The following is an 18,334-nucleotide window of genomic DNA, read 5'->3' on the forward strand; positions in this document are numbered from 1 at the left end:
GGTGAGGAGGGCTGGGTCAGACCTCGTGGTTGGCGCGGAACACCCCGCTCGGGTCGACCGCGGCGCGCACCGCTCGGAGGCGGTCGCGGACGCCGGGCTCGTACGCCGTGGCGGTGTCCGCGACCCGCTGCTCGGCGAAGTTGAGCACCGTCCGGTCGCTGCACCACGGGCCCATCGCGGCGACGACCGACCGGGCGGCGACGTATCCTGCCTCGGCCGCCGCCGGGGTCGGCGCCATCGCGAGGCAGAGCAGGGCGTACTCGCCCGGCAGGGACGCCAGCGCCCCGCCGCCCGGGGCCGGCCGGCCGAGCGCGCCGCCGAGGTGGCGGAGCTCGGCGAACAGCAGACCGGTCCGCGTGCCCGGCCCGACCGCCGCGAGCAGCGCGTCGACGGCGACGTCCGGCAGGGTGTCGAGCACGGCGTGCTCGGAGACCGCCGGGGTCGGCCCGGGCGGGTCCATGTGCACGCCGAGCAGGGCCGGCGCCGGGATCCGGCCGAAGGTGTCCAGCTCCGGCGCTAGCGCCCGCAGCGGGGCCAGCAGCTCCGCGGCGCGGTCGTCGTCCTCGAGCACCGCGCCGTCGACGACGACCAGGTCGCGCCCCGAGAGGAACGGCGGCAGCTCCGGCAGCGGCGGGAAGCTCATCACCCGCAGCGAGGTCGTCACCGACTCCGGGACCGAGCGGGTCCAGTCGACCCAGGCGCGGACCACCTCGGGCGCGCGCTCCCGGTCCCACAGCAGCATGCCGGCGAACACGTCCGGCTGCTCGAGCAGGGACAGCTCGATCGCGACGACCGCGCCGAGGTTGCCGCCGCCGCCGCGGACCGCCCAGAACAGCTCGGCGTGCTCGTCCGCGCTGGCCCGCACCAGCGAGCCGTCTGCGACGACGACCTCGACGCCGGTGATGCTGCTCGCGGCGAGCCCGTGCTGCCGGCCGTAGAACGACAGCCCGCCGCCGAGGGCATAGCCCGCCACCGCCACGTCGCCCGCGCTGCCGTGGAGCGCGGCCAGCCCGTGCTCGGCCGCGGCCGCGGCGACGTCCTGCCAGAGGGTGCCGCCGACCACGCGGGCGGTGCGGGCGGCCGGGTCGACGGTGACGCCGGTGAGCTCGGAGAGCCGGAGGACGACGGTGTCGCCCAGGGACGTCTCGGCCAGGGCGGCCGCCCCGTGGCCGGTGCTCTGCGGCGCGACGCGCAGGCCCGCGGCGACGGCCGCGGTCACGGCCGCGCGGACCTCGGCGACCGAGCGCGGCACGGCGACCGCGGCCGGACGCTGCTGGGCGGCGAGGTTCCAGGGCGTCCGGGCTGCGTCGTACCCGGGGTCGCCGGGCAGGTGCAGCTCGCAGCCGGAGGCACCGAGGTGCGCCCGCAGGATCGCTGCCGGGTCGGTGTGGAGCGGGGTGGTGAGGGACATCGGTGTTCCTTGCTCGTCGGTGGGTTCGTCAGTGGTGGGTGTCCCGAGAGGGCGAGTGGTGGCGTCGAGGGCGACGACCATTCCCGGGAGGTCGGGCGCGTGGACCGCGCGGACCTCCACGTACGGCGCGGCGCCGGTCGCCTCGAGGCGCTCGAGGAGCACGTCGAGGACGCCGCCGACGGCGGCGGGCTCCGCGGTGCGGACGATCACGCTCACCAGGTCGGCGGGGGTGCGGCCGGCGGCGGCGAGCTCGGCCTCGAGCCGGGCGGTTGCCAGCGCGAGCTGGGCGGCCGGGTCCTCGGCATGCAGGAGACGGCCGACGTCGTCGACCGGGGTGGCGGTGTGCCGGGTGCCGGCCGAGCGGGTGCTGGTGGTGCGCGTCGTCATGGGCACCACGCTCCCGCCGGAGCAGGTGCCCGGACCATCCCGATCCGGTGGGGACTTCCGCGCCCGCGTCCCTGGTGGTCTCGACCACCCACAAATGTGGGATGTCGTCGGGCCGAGCCGGCGCGCACACTCTCAGGCATGGCCCGAGGTCTGACCGCCGAGCGCGTCCGTCAGGACGTCGAGGTCGTGTCCCGCGCGGGACTGGACCTCGACACGTTCCTCGAGGAGGCCGTCGAGTCGGTCGGGCGCGCGGTGCCCTGGGTCAGCGCGTGCCTGGGCACCCACGACCCCGGCACCCACCTGCTCACCAGCGCCCGGAAGTACGGTGCGCTGCGGACGATGAACTCCCACGACCACGAGTTCGGGCTCATCGAGTACGGCACGGTCGAGCCGACCGCGTTCACCGTGCTCGCCGGATCGGCCACCACCGCCGCGGGTGTCCACCAGGTCACCGGCGGCGACGTCGAGCGGTCGGGGCGGATGAGCCGCTTCATGCGGCCGCTCTTCGGGTTCAGCGACGAGGTCCGCGTCGTCTTCCGCGACGCGCGCGACGTGTGGGGGTGCATGGCGCTCTTCCGCGGGGACGGCGACCGGCCGTTCGGCGAGGAGGACGTCGACTTCCTCGCCACCATCTCGGGCTCGTTCGCCCGCGGGGTCCGCACCGGCCTGCTGGCCCGGATGGCGGGGCCCGAGGTTCCGGTCGCCCCGATCGGCCCGGCGGTGCTGATCGTCGGCCCCGACGACTCCGTGCAGCAGATGAGCGTCGGCGCGGAGCAGCGCGTGGCCGACCTCATCGCCAGCTCACCGAGCGCCAGCGACCCGCTCACGCCGGTCTCTGCGCTGGTGGGCGCGGCCCGCCGCTACGCCCGCGGCGAGATCGCCGCGCCGCCGCGGTCGCGGGTGCGCGCGGCCAGCGGGATGTGGCTGGTGCTGCACGCCTCGCCACTCACCTCGTTCGGCGACCGGGCCGGCGACGTCGTGGTCACCATCGAGGAGGCACGCCCCCCGGAGATCGTGGCGCTCGTCGTGGCGGCGTTCGGGTTGACCCAGCGCGAGCGGGACGTCACCCAGCTGGTGCTGCAGGGTGTCGACACCAAGGAGATCGCGGCGACGCTGCACGTGTCGACGTACACCGTCCAGGACCACCTGAAGTCGGTCTTCGACAAGGCCGACGTGCGGTCGCGGCGCGAGCTGATCGCGCGGATCTACTTCGACCAGTACGTCCCGCGGATGGGCTCCGAGCTCGGGCCGTCGGGGTGGTTCAGCAGCTGACCGGGGTCACTTCTCAGGGGAGTCCTGCACTTCCCAGGGGAGATCTGCCCCGATATGTGCAGGAGTCACCGGTTAACCGGTGACCCCTACGACCGGCCCGCGCAGCCGCGCTCAGGCCTGCTCGGCAGTCTGCTGGACCGGCTCGAGGGTGAGGCTGAGCGAGTTGATGCAGTACCGGTCGCCGGTGGGGGTGCCGTAGCCGTCGGGGAAGACGTGGCCCAGGTGGGAGCCGCAGGAGGCGCAGCGGACCTCGACCCGCTTCATGCCGTGGGAGGTGTCCTCGATGTACTCGATCGTGTCCGTCATCGGCTGGTAGAACGACGGCCAGCCGCAGCCGGAGTGGAACTTGGTGTCGGACTCGAAGAGCGCGGCTTGGCAGGCGCGGCAGCGGTAGACGCCGGTGGTCTCGGTGTCGTTGTACTCACCGGTGAAGGCGCGCTCGGTGCCCGCCTGGCGCAGCACGGCGTACTCCTCGGGGGACAGCTGCTCGCGCCACTCCGCGTCGGACTTCTCGACCTGGTAACCCATGTCTCCAGCGTACGGCGGGGGACCAGCGCGGCTCGGTCGTGGACGACCGGTTGACCGGTCTAGAGGACATGTGTTCACTGGGGCGTGCGACCGACGTCACGTGGGTATGGGGGGCGGCATGGCAGGGACGATCCCGTGGGAGCGGGTCCGCAAGGCGGGCCACACGCTCACGACACCGCTCGACCCGGACGACTACCTCCGGTTCCTCAACCCCTTGTGGACGGCGCGCGAGCTGCGCGGTCGCGTCGAGAAGGTGATCCCGGAGACCGAGGACGCCGCGACGCTGGTGATCCGTCCGGGCTGGGGCTGGCGCTACCGGCACCGCCCGGGGCAGTACGTCGGCATCGGCATCCAGGTGGACGGCAAGTTCCAGTGGCGGTCGTACTCGGTCTCCTCCGAGCCGCGGCGCAGGGGCCGGACCATCGCGATCACCGTGCGGGCGATGCCCGAGGGCAAGCTGTCGTCGCACCTGGTCAACGGACTCGAGCCCGGAACGATCCTGCGGCTGGCGCTGCCCGAGGGCGACTTCACCCTGCCGGACCCGCCGCCGCCGCGGATGCTGTTCCTCGTCGCCGGCAGCGGCGTCACGCCGGTCATGTCGATGCTGCGCACCCTCGACCGGCGCGGCTCGCTCAGCGGCGACGAGGCGCCCGACGTGGTCATGCACTACTCCTCGCCGACCCCGGACCGGATGATCTTCCGCGAGGAGCTCGAGGCGCTCGCCGAGAAGCACGACCGGCTGACGCTGCACCAGCTGCACACCGACACCGACGGCATGCTCGAGCTCGAGCACCCCGAGAAGGGGCTCGACGGCATCTGCCCGGACTGGCGCGAGCGCGAGACCTGGGCGTGCGGGCCGGGGCCGATGCTCGACGCGATCAGCGAGCACTTCGAGAAGGAGGGGCTCGAGGACCAGCTCCACCTCGAGCGGTTCCAGCTCAAGCTCGGGGACCAGGGCGGCGAGGGCGGCACGATCACCTTCCGCAACTCCGGCAAGTCCATCGAGGTCGACGGCGCCACGACGGTCCTCGAGGCCGGCGAGGAGGCCGGCGTCGGCATGCCGTACGGCTGCCGGATGGGCATCTGCCACACCTGCACGCTCACCCTCGTCGAGGGCACGGTGCGCGACCTGCGCAGCGGCGACGAGTTCGGCCAGCCCAACGAGCCCGTGCAGACCTGCGTCACCGCCGCCGTCGGCGACTGCACGCTCGACATCTGACGCGCACCACCAGCTCGACACCACCAGCTCGACACCGGCACGACCGACACCAGCACTGGAGGCCCCGTGGCCATCGCGGACGTCAAGGAGTACACCCACCTCAGCGAGGAGGAGGTGGAGCAGATCGGGCGCGAGCTCGACGCGATCCGGCAGGAGATCGAGGAGTCGCGGGGCGCCGCCGACGCGGCGTACATCAACCGGTTGATCAAGATCCAGCGCGGCCTCGCGACCGCCGGCCGGGTCACGATGCTCGCCGGCACGTGGGGCGGCCGCTTCGCGCCGAAGGTGGAGAAGCCCGCCCTCGTCGCGGGCGCGACCTTCCTCGGCCTGGCCAAGATCCTCGAGAACATGGAGATCGGCCACAACGTCATGCACGGCCAGTGGGACTGGATGAACGACCCCGAGATCCACTCCTCGAACTGGGAGTGGGACACCGCGCAGCCGGCCGAGCAGTGGAAGCACTCGCACAACTACATCCACCACCAGTTCACCAACGTCCTGGGCCACGACAACGACATCGGCTACGGCATCCTCCGGATGGCGCGCGAGCAGAAGTGGCACCCGTACTACCTGGGCCAGCCGGTCTACAACGCCATGCTCGCCACGCTCTTCCAGTGGGGCGTCGCCCTCCACGACCTCGACCTCGAGCGGATCCGCAAGGGCGAGAAGGACCCGAAGGAGATGAAGCGGCAGCTCAAGCAGATCTTCCGCAAGGGCCGCAACCAGGTGCTCAAGGACTACGTCGTCTACCCGGCGCTGTCCGGCCCGCGGTGGAAGCAGGTCGCCGTCGCCAACGCGACCGCCAACCTCAGCCGCAACCTGTGGTCCTACGTGATCATCTTCTGCGGCCACTTCCCCGACGGCGCGATGCACTTCACCGAGGAGGAGCTCGAGGACGAGACCCGATCGGAGTGGTACCTGCGCCAGATCCTCGGTGCCGCGAACTTCAAGGGCGGCCCGCTGCTGCACATCATGAGCGGCAACCTCGGCTTCCAGATCGAGCACCACCTCTTCCCGGACCTGCCGAGCAACCGGTACGCCGAGATCTCGGTCAAGGTCCGCGCGCTGTGCGACAAGTACGACATCCCGTACACCACCGGCCCGCTGCACCAGCAGTACGGCCAGGCGCTGCGGACGATCATCAAGCTCTCGGTGCCGAACAGCTGGACGAGCAGCAACGACCCGGCCCCGCCGGAGCGCTCCGACACCGCGAACGAGCCGTCCCGTGACCGGCGCCGCAAGTCCGACGCGGAGCGCCAGCCCCGCCGCGCCGAGCTCGGCGCCTGGACCCGCTCGCCCCGGGAGAGGAGCCACGACTGATGGACCCCGCTCCCCGGGAGTTCGCCGACCTGCCGACCGACCCCGAGCTGGGGGTGCCGGTGCCGTTCGCGGCCGGCACCGACGTCGGGTACGGCGACCGGCCGGCCGGCACGCCGCTGTCGGCCCGCGGCCTCGACAAGCGCCGGGTCACCCAGTGCGCGCTCAGCCGGGTCTGCGGCGTCTGCGGCGCCAGCCTCGGCCGGCCGCTGGCGTTCCTCGGCACCCGCTCGGAGGTCGACCGGCTCGCCTTCCACCTGCCCCCGGCGCACCTGGCCTGCGCGGAGGGGCTGGTGGCGGCGTACTCCTCGGTCGAGGAGGCGGTGCTGGGTCTCGACGCCCCGCCGGCGGAGTGGGTGCTGGCGACGACCGCCAGCTTCGAGTTCGTCCGGCCGGGGCGGGACGACCTCGACAAGCGGCCGACGTTCCAGCCGAGCTCGGCGCTCACGGAGGTCACGCCCGCCCGCCGCTGACCCCGCTAGCGTGTCGTCATGGCGAAGGCAGCGGCGGCGACGGTCGTGGCGGGGGACCGCGAGGTCCGGGTGACGAGCCCGGACCGGGTGATCTACCCGGCGACGGACAGCACGCCCGAGGTCACGAAGCTGATGGTGGCGGAGTACGTCGCGTCGGTCGGCGACGGGCTGATGCGCGCGCTGCGCGACCGGCCCACCGCGCTCGAGCGCTGGCCCGCCGGCGTGCACCCCGGCATCAAGCTCGCCACCGGGCGGCCCGGCGAGAAGGCCGACGCGTTCTACCAGAAGCGCGTGCCCAAGGGCGCGCCCGACTACCTCGAGAGCGTCGAGATCACCTTCCCGTCGGGACGGACCGCCGAGGAGATCTGCCCGACCGAGATCGCGGTGCCGGTGTGGTGCGCCCAGATGGGCACGCTGACCTTCCACCCGTGGCCGGTGCGCCGCGGGGCTGCGTCCGACTCCTGGCAAGACCACCCCGACGAGCTGCGCATCGACCTCGACCCCCAGCCGGGGACGTCCTTCGCGGACGCCGTCCGCGTCGCCGGGGTCGCGCGCGAGCTGCTCGAGGAGCTCGGGCTGCGCGGCTACCCGAAGACGTCGGGCAACCGCGGCGTCCACATCTACGTGCGGATCGAGCCGCGGTGGGAGTTCACCGACCTGCGGCACGCCGCGATCGGCTTCGGTCGCGAGCTCGCCCGGCGGGACGACGGGGTCACGGTCGAGTGGTGGAAGGAGGAGCGCGGCGAGCGGATCTTCGTCGACTACAACCAGAACAACCGCGACCGCACCATCGCCTCGGCGTACTCCCTGCGGCCGATCCCCGGCGCGCCGGTCTCCACGCCCGTCACCTGGGAGGAGCTCGCCGCGCTCACCGACCCGCACGCGTTCAACCTCTTCACGGTCCCCGACCGCCTCGCCGACGGCGACCCGTGGGCCGACATGGACGAGGTGGCGTGCTCGCTCGAGCCGCTGCTGCGGCTGTGGGAGGAGCTGCCCGGCGGCGAGCTGAACTTCCCGCCCGACTACCCGAAGATGCCCGGCGAGCCGCCGCGGGTGCAGCCGAGCAAGAAGGTCGCCTCGCACTGGGACGAGGACGGCAACCGGGTCGAGGACGCGTGACGAGCGACGGGCGTGGCCTGACGGTCGCCGGCGAGCGGGCGCTGCTCGAGGCGATGGTCGACCGGCAGCGGGCTGCGGTCGCGAGCCTGCTCGACGACCTCTCCGAGGAGGAGGCCCGCGCCCGGCTGGTGCCGTCGCTGACGACCGTGCTCGGGCTGGTCAAGCACGCGACGTTCGTCGAGCAGGTGTGGTTCCACAGCCGGGTCGCGGGCGTCCCGCGCGCCGAGCTGGGCATCCCGGAGACCGTGGACGAGAGCTTCGCGCTCACCGACGACGACACCGTCGCGTCGGTGCGAGCGGCGTACGCCGACGCGTGCGACCGGTCGCGGGCGATCGCCGCGGAGCACGGCCTGGACGAGGAGTACCCCTGGCACCACGGGCCGGTGAGCATGCGCTTCGTGCTCGCGCACCTGGTCGCCGAGCTCGCCCGACACGCCGGCCACGGCGACATCCTCGTCGAGCAGCTGCGCGCCCGGCGCGGCTGAGTCGCCGGTCGCGTAGCCTCGGCGCCCGTGAAGGTCGTCATCGTCACCGGCTCCGGCCGCAGCGGCACCAGCAGCGTCGCCGGCACCCTCAAGCGGCTCGGGCTGCACGTGCCGCAGCCCGAGGTCGAGGCCGACGAGTCGAACCCGCGCGGGTACTACGAGCCGCTGTGGGTGACGGAGTTCCACAAGCGGCTGCTCAACCCGGTCCCGGTCCGCACGATCGACACCCGGCCCACCGCGGCCGAGGTCGCGGCCGCCGCGGTCACGCCCGAGGTCGAGGCGGAGCTGCGCGACTGGTTGACCGGCGTCGTCGCGCTGGGTGAGCAGCAGGTCGTCGTCAAGGACCCGCGGGAGTTCTGGGTCCACGAGCTGTGGCTGCGGGTCGCGGGCGGGCTCGGCATCGAGGTGTCGACGCTGACCATGCTGCGCCACCCGACCGAGGTGGTGCGCTCGCGCGACACGGCGTACCTCACGCAGCAGTCGGGCTCCTTCCGCCGCCAGCGCGAGACCGCCAACGTCGCCGCCTGGGTCAATGCCGCGTTCCTGACCGAGCAGGCGACGCGGGGGCACCGCCGGGCGTTCGTGCCGTACGCCGACCTCGTCTCCGACTGGCGCAGCGCGATGACCCGCGCCGGCGAACAGCTCGGCGTCACCTACGCCGGTCCGTTGGACGCCCCGCACCCGGTCGACGACTTCGTCGACGTGCGCCTCAACCGCTCGCAGGTGACCTGGGACGACATCACCGTCTCGCCGGTGCTGCGCTCGCTCGCCGACCGGACCTGGGTCGCGATGGGCACGCTGGTCACGAGCCCGCACGACGAGGCGGCGGTGACGGAGCTGGCCGGGCTGCAGGCGGAGTACGCCGCGATGTACGACGAGGCCGCGGCGATGGCCTCCGACGAGACCCAGGCGCAGGTCGCCGCCGTCCGCCGCCAGCTCAAGGAGCGGCTCGCGACCAAGAACGAGCGGATCGAGAAGCTGCGCGCCGAGCTCAAGGCGCTGCAGGCGCACCAGACCTGAGCCGGCGGCCGGGCCCGAGCCGGGCTAGCGCTCCCAGGGCGCGGCGACGGGGAAGTACTCCGCGTAGAAGTCCGCCAGCAGCGCGTCGAGCCGGGCCGCGGTCACCGCGTGGTCGTGGTGGTCGCCGAGGCAGAAGAAGTCCTGCCCGCGCTCGAGCAGGCGCTGCAGCTGCCACTCCACGTCGCTGTTGCTGACGTTGACGAACGCGTGCTCGGCCGACCCGACGTACGCCGTGCCCGTCGCGAGGCCGTAGTGCTGCGCCAGCGAGCTGAGCAGCGACACGTCGGTCTCGGAGCGGAACGGCGCTCGGGCGGTCCGGTCGACCTCGTCGGCGAACCGGTCGGCGATCTCGGCGAGCACCGAGACCCGGTGCGGGTGCGGCGTGTGCGCCAGCGTGCTGGTGGTGGTGACGCCGAAGGCGTCGCGGAGGAGCCGTCGGTTGTTCCAGGCGGCGCGGAGGTACGCCGGCGCGCCGGGCGCGTCGTCCGGCCCGACGGTGGTGGTGGAGAGGAAGACGGCGTTCTGCCCGGCCGGCGCGAACAGCTGCTCGGGCCGCACCGGCCGGCCGAGGAACACGTCGTCGTTGAGGTAGACCCACTGCTCGCCCAGCCCCGGAATGCGGTGCAGCCCGGTCTCGATCGCGTGCGAGCTGAATGTCGGCAGCGCGTCGGCCGGCAGGATCTCGCGGTGGTCGACGACGGTGACCTGCGGGTGGTCGGCGAGCCAGTCGGGCCGCTGGCCGGCGGTGACGAGGTAGATGTGGCGCACCCACGGCGCGAAGAGGTGCACGCTGCGCATCGAGTGCTTGAGCTCGTCACGCGGCACGAAGCGGGCCCGGCCGCTGGCCTCGCGGGTGGTGGCGGTGCCGGTGACGTCCGCGAGCCGCGCGGCGCGGGCGTCGTTCCAGGCCGGGTCGTCGCCGTCGACCCAGGTGTAGACGACGTCGACGGGGAAGCGGACCTCGTCGAAGGTGGGTTCGGCCATCAGCGGCAGCGTCCGCACCGGCACGCCGTCGACCTCGTGGTCGACCAGGTCGGTGCCCGGCGGGACGAGCTGCACCCAGCGGTTGCGGCGCGGGGCGACCAGGTCGCCGTCGACCGTCGACTCCCAGAACTGCACCTCGACGCCGCCGTCGTGCGCGAGCAGCCCCGTCCGCCCGGTCGTCGGGTCGGTCGGCCACGGCTCGAGCGCGACCGAGGTGGTCATCCCGCGGCGCAGGTCGCGGGCGAGGTCGGCGACCGGTCCGCGTCGCTCGTGCCAGCCGTGCTGGGCCGGGTCGCGCAGGGAGAGGTACGCCGGGACGCCGGCGGCGGCCAGGTGGTCGAGGAGGTCGCGGCGCGCCGACATCGGCACCACCACGGTCGGCGGGGTGGCCCCGTCGCGCGGCACGACGAACCACGCGTCGCTGGCGGCACGGGCCGCGTCGACGGCCAGCCGCAGCGCGGTGCGGCGCGCCTCCAGGGGCGTCACGCCGGCGACCTCGGCCGGATCGGTCACGACCGCCCGCGGGCGGCGCGGCGGGGTGGCGAGCGCGCGGGACCCCAGCCGGCCGCGGCCGGCCCGGCGCGCGCGGGCGTCGGCGAAGATCCCGAGCCAGCGCTCGGCGAGCGCGTGCGCGTCGTACTGCCGGGCGGCGCGGTGGGCGCCCTCGCCGAGCCGGTGGCGCAGGTCGTCGTCGGTGGCCAGGCGGAGCAGCGCGGCGGCCATGCCGGCGACCGACTCCGGGCCGACGAGCAGGCCGGAGACCTCGTGCTCGATGATCTCGCGCGGGCCGGATGCGCAGTCGAAGCTCGCGACGGGCACGCCGGCGGCCATCGCCTCCTGGACGACCAGCGGGAAGCCCTCGGCGCGCGAGGTCAGCGCGCTGATCGACGCCTTCGCCCACTCGCCGCGCATGTCCGGCACGGCGCCGGGGAGCTCGACGCGGTCCCACAGCCCGTCCTTGCGGACCTGTCGCATGATCTCCGCGCGCTGCGGGCCCTCGCCGCAGATCCGCAGCCGCCAGCCCGGCAGCCGGTCGGCCACCTGGCCGAAGGCCGCGACCAGCTTCGGGAACTGCTTCTCCTGCACCAGCCGACCCGCCGCCGTGATCACCTTGCGGTCCAGCCGGGAGCGCGGGACGAAGCCGATCGGCAACGGGTTGGGGACGACGACGGTCTCGGGCGCGACGTCGCCGAGCCGCTCGCGGAGCCAGGTCTCGACCGTCGGGGTCAGCAGCGCGACCACGTCGGCGCGGGGCGCGTAGGTCAGCAGCGGCTCGAGGCCGGAGGTGCGGTCGGAGGAGGAGCGGTGCTCCTGGTGGACGACCGTCACGGCGTCGGGCAGCAGCTGGACCGCCGACGCCAGGAGGGCCGGGGTGACGGTGACCAGGACGTCGACGTCCAGCGCCGGCAGCGCGGCCTCCATCGCCACGTCGGTCAGCGCGGAGAACTGGCCGTCCCAGCGGGCCGGCACCAGCACCGACGCCCGCTCGGCGAGGCCCTTCGCGACCCGCGGCGGGACGCCGGGGACGGGGGAGACGGCCGGGTCGCGGTCCTCGCGGACGTCGACGAGGTAGCGGACGTCCACCCGGTCGTCGACGTCGTAGTGCGGCCGGTCCGCGCTGCGCGTGACGCTCACCAGCGTCACGTCGTGGTCCGGCGCCATCGCGTTGGCCTGGGTAATGGCCGACCGCGACGTGCCGCCCATCCCGTCGAGGTTGAGGACGAGCCAGGCGATCCTCACGAGTCGTCCTCCTGCTGGTCCTGGTCCTGGTCCTGGCCCTGGTCCTGGTGGTCGGTGCCGCGCGGCGGCACCCGCACCCCGATCGTCCCGTCGGGGGTCCACACCAGCCGCCACAGCGGCCGGTCGGCGTCGTCGAGGTAGAGGTGGGGCAGCAGCGTCGCCGGGTTGGCCTCCCGCAGGTCGTTGCGGTCGCGGGCGACAGGCCGCGCCGCGGCGGCGGTGCCGGCGGTCACGGCGAGCCTGCGGCCGCGGTCCAGCGGCACGTCGTCGCGGTGCAGCCGGGCGCGGCCCTCGAGGATCGGCACGGTCGTGACGACCTCGCCACCCGGGCCGCCGGCGCGCAGGTGCAGCTCGCCGCCGACCGCGCCCGCCACGTGCAGCTCGACCGCGTCGCCGGTCGGGGTCGAGGTGATGGACACCAGGCGCGGGAACGGCTCGGCGACCACGGTGCGCACCAGCCGCAGCGTGCCGTCGTCGGCCCGCTCCAGCCCGAAGCGCAGCGAGCCGTCGCGGCTGGTCGGCACCAGCGTGGGGCCGTCACCGGGTCCGACGTCGGCGAGCGGCGGCGTCCACACCGGCTTCGGGGAGCGGCCGCCCGGACCGACCAGCACGGCGTCGTACGTCGCGTCGTCGGCGCCGGGCAGGGCCAGCAGGTCGGCGCGGACCGAGCGGAAGGCCGGCGTGTCCTCGTGGTCGCCGACCAGCGGGACGACCTCGTCGCCGCCGGTCGCGCGCAGTGCGAGCGTGCCGGGCGCAGCCCCGACGGCGAGCCAGAGGTGCTCGCCGTCGAGCACGGCGGCGTACGCCGCGACGGGGCGGCCGCGGGGCGGTGTCGGTCGCGGGACACGCTCGAGGACGGTCGCGGGGGCGGGCTCGTCGGGAGGGCCGGCGGCCGGCCGGCGCAGGGGGAGTCGCACGTCAGACGCCCGAGACGCCCTCGCCGCCGCCGGCGGCCTGCTCGTCGATGCTCTCGTGCTCGAGCAGGTGCAGCACCGGGACGCCGATCTTGCGGCGGGCCTGGGAGGTCCAGTCGACGTGGAAGAACTCGGCGACGACGTGCGGGCGGGTCAGGATGATCGCCTCACGGCCGTCGACGGCCTTCACCTTCTCGGCCAGCGCGTGGATCGGCGGGTCGGTCGTGATCTCGCCGACCGCCGTGGCGCCGGCGCCGTGGAGCGCGTCGAGGGTGCGCTCCAGGTCGGTGCGCGTGCGCTCCTCGCTGTCGTGCCGGACCGCCTCGAGGTCGACCTCGGACATCGCCATCGAGGGGGAGGCCAGCAGCTCGCCGCCGGACAGCGAGCCCATCGCGGCCTCGATCCGTGCCGCGGCGTCCTCCATCGGCAGCAGCACGTGGTAGGTGACCGTCTCGTCCAGACCCTCGTGCAGCGAGCGGACCTGGGCGGCGTCGGCGGGCGTGAGTGCCTGCTCGACGAGGAGCACTACGTCGTAGTCGGCCATGCCCGTCACCCTAGTCGTGCGCGGGTGCGGCGCTCAGCACCTCGGCGAGGTCGTAGCGCACCGGCTCGTCGAGCTGGTCGTAGCCGCACGAGGTCGGGTCGCGGTCGGGCCGCCAGCGCTTGAAGTGGGCGGTGTGGCGGAAGCGCCGGCCCTCCATGTGGTCGTACTTCACCTCCAGCACCCGCTCGGGCCGCAGCGGCGTGAACGACAGGTCCTTGCCGACGCTCCACCGGCTCTGCGTGCCCGGGACCCGGTCCGGGTTGGCGACCATGTCGCTCCACGCGCCCCACGGGTGCTCCTCGGGCGGGCACACCAGCGGCTGGAGCTCCTCGACCAGCTCGGCGCGGCGCTTCTCGGTGAAGCTCGCGCTGACCCCGATGTGCTGCAGCGAGCCGTCGGCGTCGTACAGCCCCAGCAGCAGGCTGCCCAGCAGCGGCCGCTCCGGCGTGCTCGTCTTGTGCTCGCGGTAGCCGGCGACCACGACGTCCGCGGTGCGCTCGTGCTTGACCTTCATCATCGTCCGGCCGTTCTGGGCGTACGCCGCGTCGAGCGGCTTCGCGACCACGCCGTCGAGCCCCGCGCCCTCGAACCGGGTGAACCAGCCCTCCGCCACCGCCGGGTCGGTGGTGGCCCGCGTCAGGTGGCACGGCCCGCGCCCGCCGACGAGGTGCGCGAGCGCCTCCTCCAGCGCGGCCCGGCGCTCCGCGAACGGCCGCTCGGCGTACGACTCCTCGCCCAGCGCCAGCAGGTCGAACGCCACGAACCCCGCCGGGGTCGTCTCGCTGAGCATCGTCACCCGCGACGCGGCCGGGTGGATCCGCTCCTGCAGCACCTCGAACTCCAGCCGGTCACCCACCGCCACGAACAGCTCGCCGTCGAGCACGCACCGCTCCGGCAGCTGCTCCTTGACGGCCGCGACGACCTCGGGGAAGTACCGCGTCAGCGGCCTGGTGTTGCGGCTCGTCAGCTCCACCTCGTCCCCGTCGCGGAAGACCAGGCAGCGGAACCCGTCCCACTTCGGCTCGTACAGCAGCCCGCTCCCGTGCTTCGCCGGGTCGGGCACGCCCGCCACCGACTTCGCGAGCATCGGCTGGACGGGTGGCATCACGGGCAGGTCCACACCTCCGAACCTAGCCATCCGGCGCGCGCAGCGCCCGGACGTCATGCGGACAGAGCCGACGACTGCTCCGTCCGCATGACGTCCGCGCACCTCCTCGCTCTAGGCTGGGCCGGTCCACAGGACATTCCCCGGTTGGTCTGCCGGCAGGGCCCGCCTGACTTTGAATCAGGACTAGCGACGTAGGTTCGACTCCTACCCGGGGAGCAGGTCGGAGTCCCTGACGCCTGCCGCCTCGCCGAGCACCCGCAGCGTGGCGCCGGTCGAGTGCCGCCAGTCCCACCGGTCCTCGGCAGCGGCGCGACCCGCCGCGCCGAGCTGTCGGCGCCGCGGCCCGTCGAGGAGCAGGTCACCCACCGCGCCGGCCAGCGAACCGACGTCGCCGGGGGGCACCAGCAGGCCGTCGACGCCGTCGCGGACGACGTACGGGATGCCGCCGACGCGGCTGCCCACGACGGGGCGGCCGCAGGCCATCGCCTCCACCAGCGTCATCCCGAACGACTCGGACTCCGTGAGCGAGGGCAGCGCGACGACGGCTGCCTCCTGGTAGGCGCGCACGAGGTCAGCGCCGGAGAGCGCACCCCGCCAGACGACCCGGTCGGCGAGCCCGAGCCCGGCCGCTCGCGCCCGCAGCGCGGGCACGTCGTCACCGTCCCCGACCAGCACGAGCCGCGCATCGGGCACCCGGTCGACGACCCGGGCGAACGCGTCGAGAAGCACGTGCACGCCCTTCCAGCGTGAGGTCCGCTGGAGCCTGCCGACGAAGAGCACGTCGCGGGCGGCCGGTTCGCCGGCAGGGACGAAGGTCCGCGTGTCGACGCCCGGAGGCACGAGCACGGCGCGTCCCGTGGCGTGGCTGCTGGCCGCCGGCGAGACCGCCACCAGCCGGTCGGCCCGGGCGAAGACCCGAGGCAGCACGTGGCGTTCGTAGGTCCGCAGGAGGGCATCGGTCAGGCCGCCGGTCCCCTTGACCATCGATCCGGAGTGGTAGGTCAGCACGACCGGGCGGTCGCCCGCCACGAACGTCGTGACGTCGGCGAGGTACGGCGTCGGGGCGTGCGCGTGGACGACGTCGATCCGGTGACGCCGCAGCAACGTCCGGAGCTGCACCGGCCACCAGCCGCTCACCGGGCTGTTGGACACCCGCAGCCAAGGGGCGAGCCGCACCACGGTCACGCCCTCCTCGACCGCGACCCCGGTACGCCGCGAGGTGCCGGTCGTGAGGACCACGACCTCGAACCCCGGGTGCCGGTGGAGCGCCCGGGCAACCTTGTGGGTGTAGTGCTCGAGCCCCCCGACGCTCGGCGGGTAGTACGGCGTCACCAGGGCGACGCGCACGGGCCGGGCCGCGCCGCGGGTGGTCACTCGACGTGCCGGTGACCGCCCGGGCAGGTCTGACCGACCCGGGCCACCTGCAGGTAGACCAGCCGGCTCAGCTCGTGCCGGGCCTTCCGCATCCCGTCGAGGATCAACCCGGCGGTCATGGCGAGCGCAGAGACGATCGCCAGGCCGATCGAGGAGGTCAGGGTGGGCATCCGCGGCACGAAGCCGGTCTGGACGTACTGCGCGAACACGGGCAGCGCCAGCATCACCGAGAGCAGCATGCTGAACCCGGCGATCACCCCGTAGAAGGCGATGGGTCGCTCGTGGCGGGCGAGGCTGAGGATCAGCCCGAGGATCTTCGTGCCGTCCCGGTAGGTGCGCAGCTTGCTCTCCGTGCCGGCGGCCCTCTCGCGGAAGCCCACGGGGACGGTGACGCTCGAGGCCCGCATGCTCAACGTGTGCACGGTCAGCTCGGTCTCGATCTCGAACTCCCGGGACACCGCGGGGAAGCTCTTCACGAAGCGCCGGGAGAACACCCGGTAGCCGCTGAGCATGTCCCCGACGTTGGCGCCGAACAGCGCCGCCACGACGCGGTTCAGGATGCGGTTGCCCCACTCGTGGTTCGGGCGGTATGCCGAGGGCACCAGCTGGCGACGCATCCCGAGGACGTGGTCGTGGTGGCCCTCGACGAGGGTCCGGATCAGCTCGGGGGCGGCCGACGCGTCGTAGGTGTCGTCCCCGTCGATCATCAGGTAGACGTCGGCCTCGATGTCGGCGAAGGCACGACGCACGACGTTGCCCTTCCCCTTCAGGGACTCCCGGCGGACGATGGCGCCGGCGCGCGCCGCGACCTCGAACGTGTCGTCGGTGCTGCAGTTGTCGTAGACGTAGACGTCGATGTCCGGCACGTGCTCCTTGAGGTCCCGGACGACCTTCTCCACGGCTCCGGCCTCGTTGTGGCACGGGACGATCGCGGCGACGCGGAGGCCGGCCCAGGGGACCGGCGACGGGTCGACGGCCGGGCGGACGTCCGTGGCGTCGTGCTGGGAGACGATCGCTGCACCCGGCTCGACCGTCGCCTCGAGATCGCGCGTCGACGGCAGCGTCTGCGACATGTATCAGCCCCCAAGACTTCCCGACCCGCGGCACGAGTCCTGACCCGCCGGTAACGACCTCAACGACCTCACCAGCGCGGCGTTATCCTCCTCACACAAGAAGTTCGGAACTTCGCCCGTCCTGGTTCGTTTGCCGTTCGCACCGTGGGGGTATCCCCTCGTCCGTCCAAGGGGGACAGAGGTCTGACCGCGAGACCGACCGGGTCGCTCCGCATCGGGGTCGTCGCGCACTTCTACCCCCCGCACGTCGGTGGGCTCGAGGTCGTCGCCAAGCAGGTCGCGACCGGGCTGGCGACGCGGGGCCACCGGGTCGACGTGCTCACGAGCGCCGGGGGTGGGCAGCCCGGCACGACCGTGGAGCACGGGGTCCACGTGACCCGACTGCGCGCGTTCGACGGGCTCGAGAGGCACGGCGTGCCGTTCCCCGTCTTCGGGCCGACCCTGCTGTGGCGGGCGTGGACCCTCGCCCGACGGTCGGACGTCGTCCACGTGCACGACATGCTCTACCTCTCCTCCTGGGTCGTCGCGCTGGCCTGCCGCCTGCTGCGGACGCCGTACGTCGTGACCCAGCACGTCGGCATGGTCGAGCACCCGTCTCGTGTCGTCCGACTGGTGCAGGCGCTCGTCCTGCGCACGGTGGGCTCTCTCGTGCTCCGCGGTGCCGCGAGCGTCCTGCCGATCAGCCCGACCATCGAGGCGTGGACGAGGGAGAAGCTGCCGGGAGCCCGCACGCGGGTGCTCCGCAACGGGATCGACCGCGCGCTCTTCCGTCGTGCCGAGGCCGGCGACCGCGCGGCGACCCGTCGGCGCTTCGGCCTTCCCGAGGGCGAGCACCTGGTGCTGTTCGTCGGGCGGTTCGTTCCCAAGAAGGGATTCGACGTCGTCGCGGCAGCGGCGGGCGAGGGGTACCGCGTCGTCTTCGTGGGCGGTGACCGGCCGGCCCACGTCGCGGAGTCCCCGGACCGCATCTTCCTCGGCGCCCTCTCGTCGGAGGACGTCGCGGCCATCTACCGCGCCTGCGACGTGTTCGTCTGTGCAAGCGTCGGTGAGGGGCCGATGACGCCGATGGAGGCACTTCTCTCCGGTTGTGCCGTCGTCGTCAACAAGGACCCGGCCATGCGCGCGCTCGGACTGGGTGACGGAGTCCTGGAGATAGCGATGACGGCGGAGTCGTTGCGGGAGTGCCTGGTCACCCTCGTCGGTCGACCGGGCGCGGTCCGGGAGCTGGCGTCGCGCGGGCGACGGGTCGCCGACGAGGTCCCCACCTGGGTCCAGCACCTCGACGAGCTCGAGACGGTGCTGGTCGCGGCCGTGGGCGGCGCCGCCGACGTGACGAGCAATGGCTGACCTGCCGGCCGCGACGGGC

At 73.6% G+C, this 18,334-nt stretch carries 16 protein-coding genes and 1 tRNA gene; 9 read left to right on the forward strand and 8 right to left on the reverse strand.

From position 1 onward, the window contains the following. Positions 1-16 precede the first annotated feature (16 nt). On the reverse strand, positions 17-1,798 hold the full coding sequence (locus tag H7344_RS08170) for an FAD-binding oxidoreductase (RefSeq protein ID WP_186345538.1): 1,782 nt from the start codon (positions 1,796-1,798) through the stop codon (positions 17-19). A gap of 138 nt (positions 1,799-1,936) precedes the next feature. On the opposite strand from H7344_RS08170, the gene H7344_RS08175 reads away from it, so the two are divergent. After that, positions 1,937-3,070 carry a helix-turn-helix transcriptional regulator gene (locus tag H7344_RS08175; protein WP_186345539.1) on the forward strand — a complete coding sequence of 378 codons (1,134 nt, stop codon included), beginning with the start codon at positions 1,937-1,939 and terminating at the stop codon, positions 3,068-3,070. A 111-nt stretch (positions 3,071-3,181) separates the two neighbouring features. Here the strand turns inward: H7344_RS08175 and msrB are convergent, their stop codons facing one another. After that, a complete protein-coding gene (gene msrB, locus H7344_RS08180; protein WP_186345540.1) occupies positions 3,182-3,598 on the reverse strand; it encodes a peptide-methionine (R)-S-oxide reductase MsrB in 417 nt (138 codons plus the stop codon). A gap of 118 nt (positions 3,599-3,716) precedes the next feature. Here msrB and H7344_RS08185 point away from each other — a divergent pair, with 118 nt between their 5' ends. The 6 genes from H7344_RS08185 (at position 3,717) to H7344_RS08210 (ending at position 9,231) form a co-directional block, all read left to right on the forward strand. After that, on the forward strand, positions 3,717-4,817 hold the full coding sequence (locus tag H7344_RS08185; protein WP_186345541.1) for a ferredoxin reductase: 1,101 nt from the start codon (positions 3,717-3,719) through the stop codon (positions 4,815-4,817). Positions 4,818-4,883: 66 nt separating this feature from the next. Beyond that, positions 4,884-6,137: a fatty acid desaturase family protein gene (locus H7344_RS08190; RefSeq protein ID WP_186345542.1), complete on the forward strand. Its 1,254-nt coding sequence runs from the start codon at positions 4,884-4,886 to the stop codon at positions 6,135-6,137. Then, entirely contained in the window at positions 6,137-6,607 is a 471-nt protein-coding gene (locus tag H7344_RS08195; RefSeq protein WP_186345543.1) for a hypothetical protein, read from the forward strand. Before H7344_RS08190 ends, H7344_RS08195 begins: the two co-directional genes overlap by 1 nt. A gap of 18 nt (positions 6,608-6,625) precedes the next feature. Next, positions 6,626-7,726, forward strand: a complete 1,101-nt coding sequence (locus tag H7344_RS08200) for a DNA polymerase domain-containing protein (RefSeq protein WP_186345544.1) — start codon at positions 6,626-6,628, stop codon at positions 7,724-7,726. Next, complete coding sequence (locus H7344_RS08205; RefSeq protein ID WP_229706915.1) at positions 7,723-8,211, forward strand: DinB family protein; 489 nt, start codon at positions 7,723-7,725, stop codon at positions 8,209-8,211. Before H7344_RS08200 ends, H7344_RS08205 begins: the two co-directional genes overlap by 4 nt. 27 nt (positions 8,212-8,238) lie before the next feature. Next, the gene (locus tag H7344_RS08210) at positions 8,239-9,231 is read left to right on the forward strand and encodes a sulfotransferase family protein (RefSeq protein WP_186345545.1); all 993 of its coding nucleotides are present in this window, start codon (positions 8,239-8,241) and stop codon (positions 9,229-9,231) included. Between the two features lie 24 nt (positions 9,232-9,255). Here H7344_RS08210 and H7344_RS08215 read toward each other — a convergent pair whose 3' ends face one another. From H7344_RS08215 to H7344_RS08230, 4 genes are read right to left on the reverse strand one after another with little or no spacing between them, the layout of a single operon-like run. Beyond that, positions 9,256-11,955: a stealth conserved region 3 domain-containing protein gene (locus H7344_RS08215; RefSeq protein WP_186345546.1), complete on the reverse strand. Its 2,700-nt coding sequence runs from the start codon at positions 11,953-11,955 to the stop codon at positions 9,256-9,258. Next, complete coding sequence (locus H7344_RS08220) at positions 11,952-12,872, reverse strand: hypothetical protein (RefSeq protein ID WP_186345547.1); 921 nt, start codon at positions 12,870-12,872, stop codon at positions 11,952-11,954. Before H7344_RS08220 ends, H7344_RS08215 begins: the two co-directional genes overlap by 4 nt. 1 nt (position 12,873) lies before the next feature. Beyond that, the gene (locus H7344_RS08225) at positions 12,874-13,413 is read right to left on the reverse strand and encodes a hypothetical protein (RefSeq protein WP_186345548.1); all 540 of its coding nucleotides are present in this window, start codon (positions 13,411-13,413) and stop codon (positions 12,874-12,876) included. Between the two features lie 10 nt (positions 13,414-13,423). Next, on the reverse strand, positions 13,424-14,533 hold the full coding sequence (locus H7344_RS08230; protein WP_186345549.1) for an ATP-dependent DNA ligase: 1,110 nt from the start codon (positions 14,531-14,533) through the stop codon (positions 13,424-13,426). 125 nt (positions 14,534-14,658) lie between these two features. Between H7344_RS08230 and H7344_RS08235 the strand changes: the two genes are divergently transcribed. Beyond that, positions 14,659-14,737 (forward strand) — tRNA-Gln (locus tag H7344_RS08235). Here H7344_RS08235 and H7344_RS08240 read toward each other — a convergent pair. After that, on the reverse strand, positions 14,726-15,895 hold the full coding sequence (locus H7344_RS08240; RefSeq protein ID WP_186345550.1) for a glycosyltransferase family 4 protein: 1,170 nt from the start codon (positions 15,893-15,895) through the stop codon (positions 14,726-14,728). The genes H7344_RS08235 and H7344_RS08240 overlap by 12 nt on opposite strands. Next, on the reverse strand, positions 15,892-16,968 hold the full coding sequence (locus H7344_RS08245; protein WP_186345551.1) for a glycosyltransferase: 1,077 nt from the start codon (positions 16,966-16,968) through the stop codon (positions 15,892-15,894). Before H7344_RS08245 ends, H7344_RS08240 begins: the two co-directional genes overlap by 4 nt. A gap of 144 nt (positions 16,969-17,112) precedes the next feature. Here H7344_RS08245 and H7344_RS08250 point away from each other — a divergent pair, with 144 nt between their 5' ends. Further along, complete coding sequence (locus H7344_RS08250; RefSeq protein ID WP_186345552.1) at positions 17,113-18,315, forward strand: glycosyltransferase family 4 protein; 1,203 nt, start codon at positions 17,113-17,115, stop codon at positions 18,313-18,315. Positions 18,316-18,334 lie beyond the last annotated feature (19 nt).

Source organism: Nocardioides deserti (genome assembly GCF_014266025.1).
In the GTDB taxonomy this organism is placed as follows: Bacteria; Actinomycetota; Actinomycetes; order Propionibacteriales; family Nocardioidaceae; genus Nocardioides; species Nocardioides deserti.

What these genes read in the sequence shown, in the direction of transcription:
- H7344_RS08185 (WP_186345541.1), top strand. Translation starts at nt 3,717, where the DNA reads ATGGCAGGGACGATCCCGTGGGAGCGGGTCCGCAAGGCGGGCCACACG.
- msrB (WP_186345540.1), bottom strand. Translation starts at nt 3,598, where the DNA reads ATGGGTTACCAGGTCGAGAAGTCCGACGCGGAGTGGCGCGAGCAGCTG.
- H7344_RS08195 (WP_186345543.1), top strand. Translation starts at nt 6,137, where the DNA reads ATGGACCCCGCTCCCCGGGAGTTCGCCGACCTGCCGACCGACCCCGAG.
- H7344_RS08225 (WP_186345548.1), bottom strand. Translation starts at nt 13,413, where the DNA reads ATGGCCGACTACGACGTAGTGCTCCTCGTCGAGCAGGCACTCACGCCC.
- H7344_RS08245 (WP_186345551.1), bottom strand. Translation starts at nt 16,968, where the DNA reads ATGTCGCAGACGCTGCCGTCGACGCGCGATCTCGAGGCGACGGTCGAG.
- H7344_RS08200 (WP_186345544.1), top strand. Translation starts at nt 6,626, where the DNA reads ATGGCGAAGGCAGCGGCGGCGACGGTCGTGGCGGGGGACCGCGAGGTC.
- H7344_RS08170 (WP_186345538.1), bottom strand. Translation starts at nt 1,798, where the DNA reads ATGACGACGCGCACCACCAGCACCCGCTCGGCCGGCACCCGGCACACC.
- H7344_RS08175 (WP_186345539.1), top strand. Translation starts at nt 1,937, where the DNA reads ATGGCCCGAGGTCTGACCGCCGAGCGCGTCCGTCAGGACGTCGAGGTC.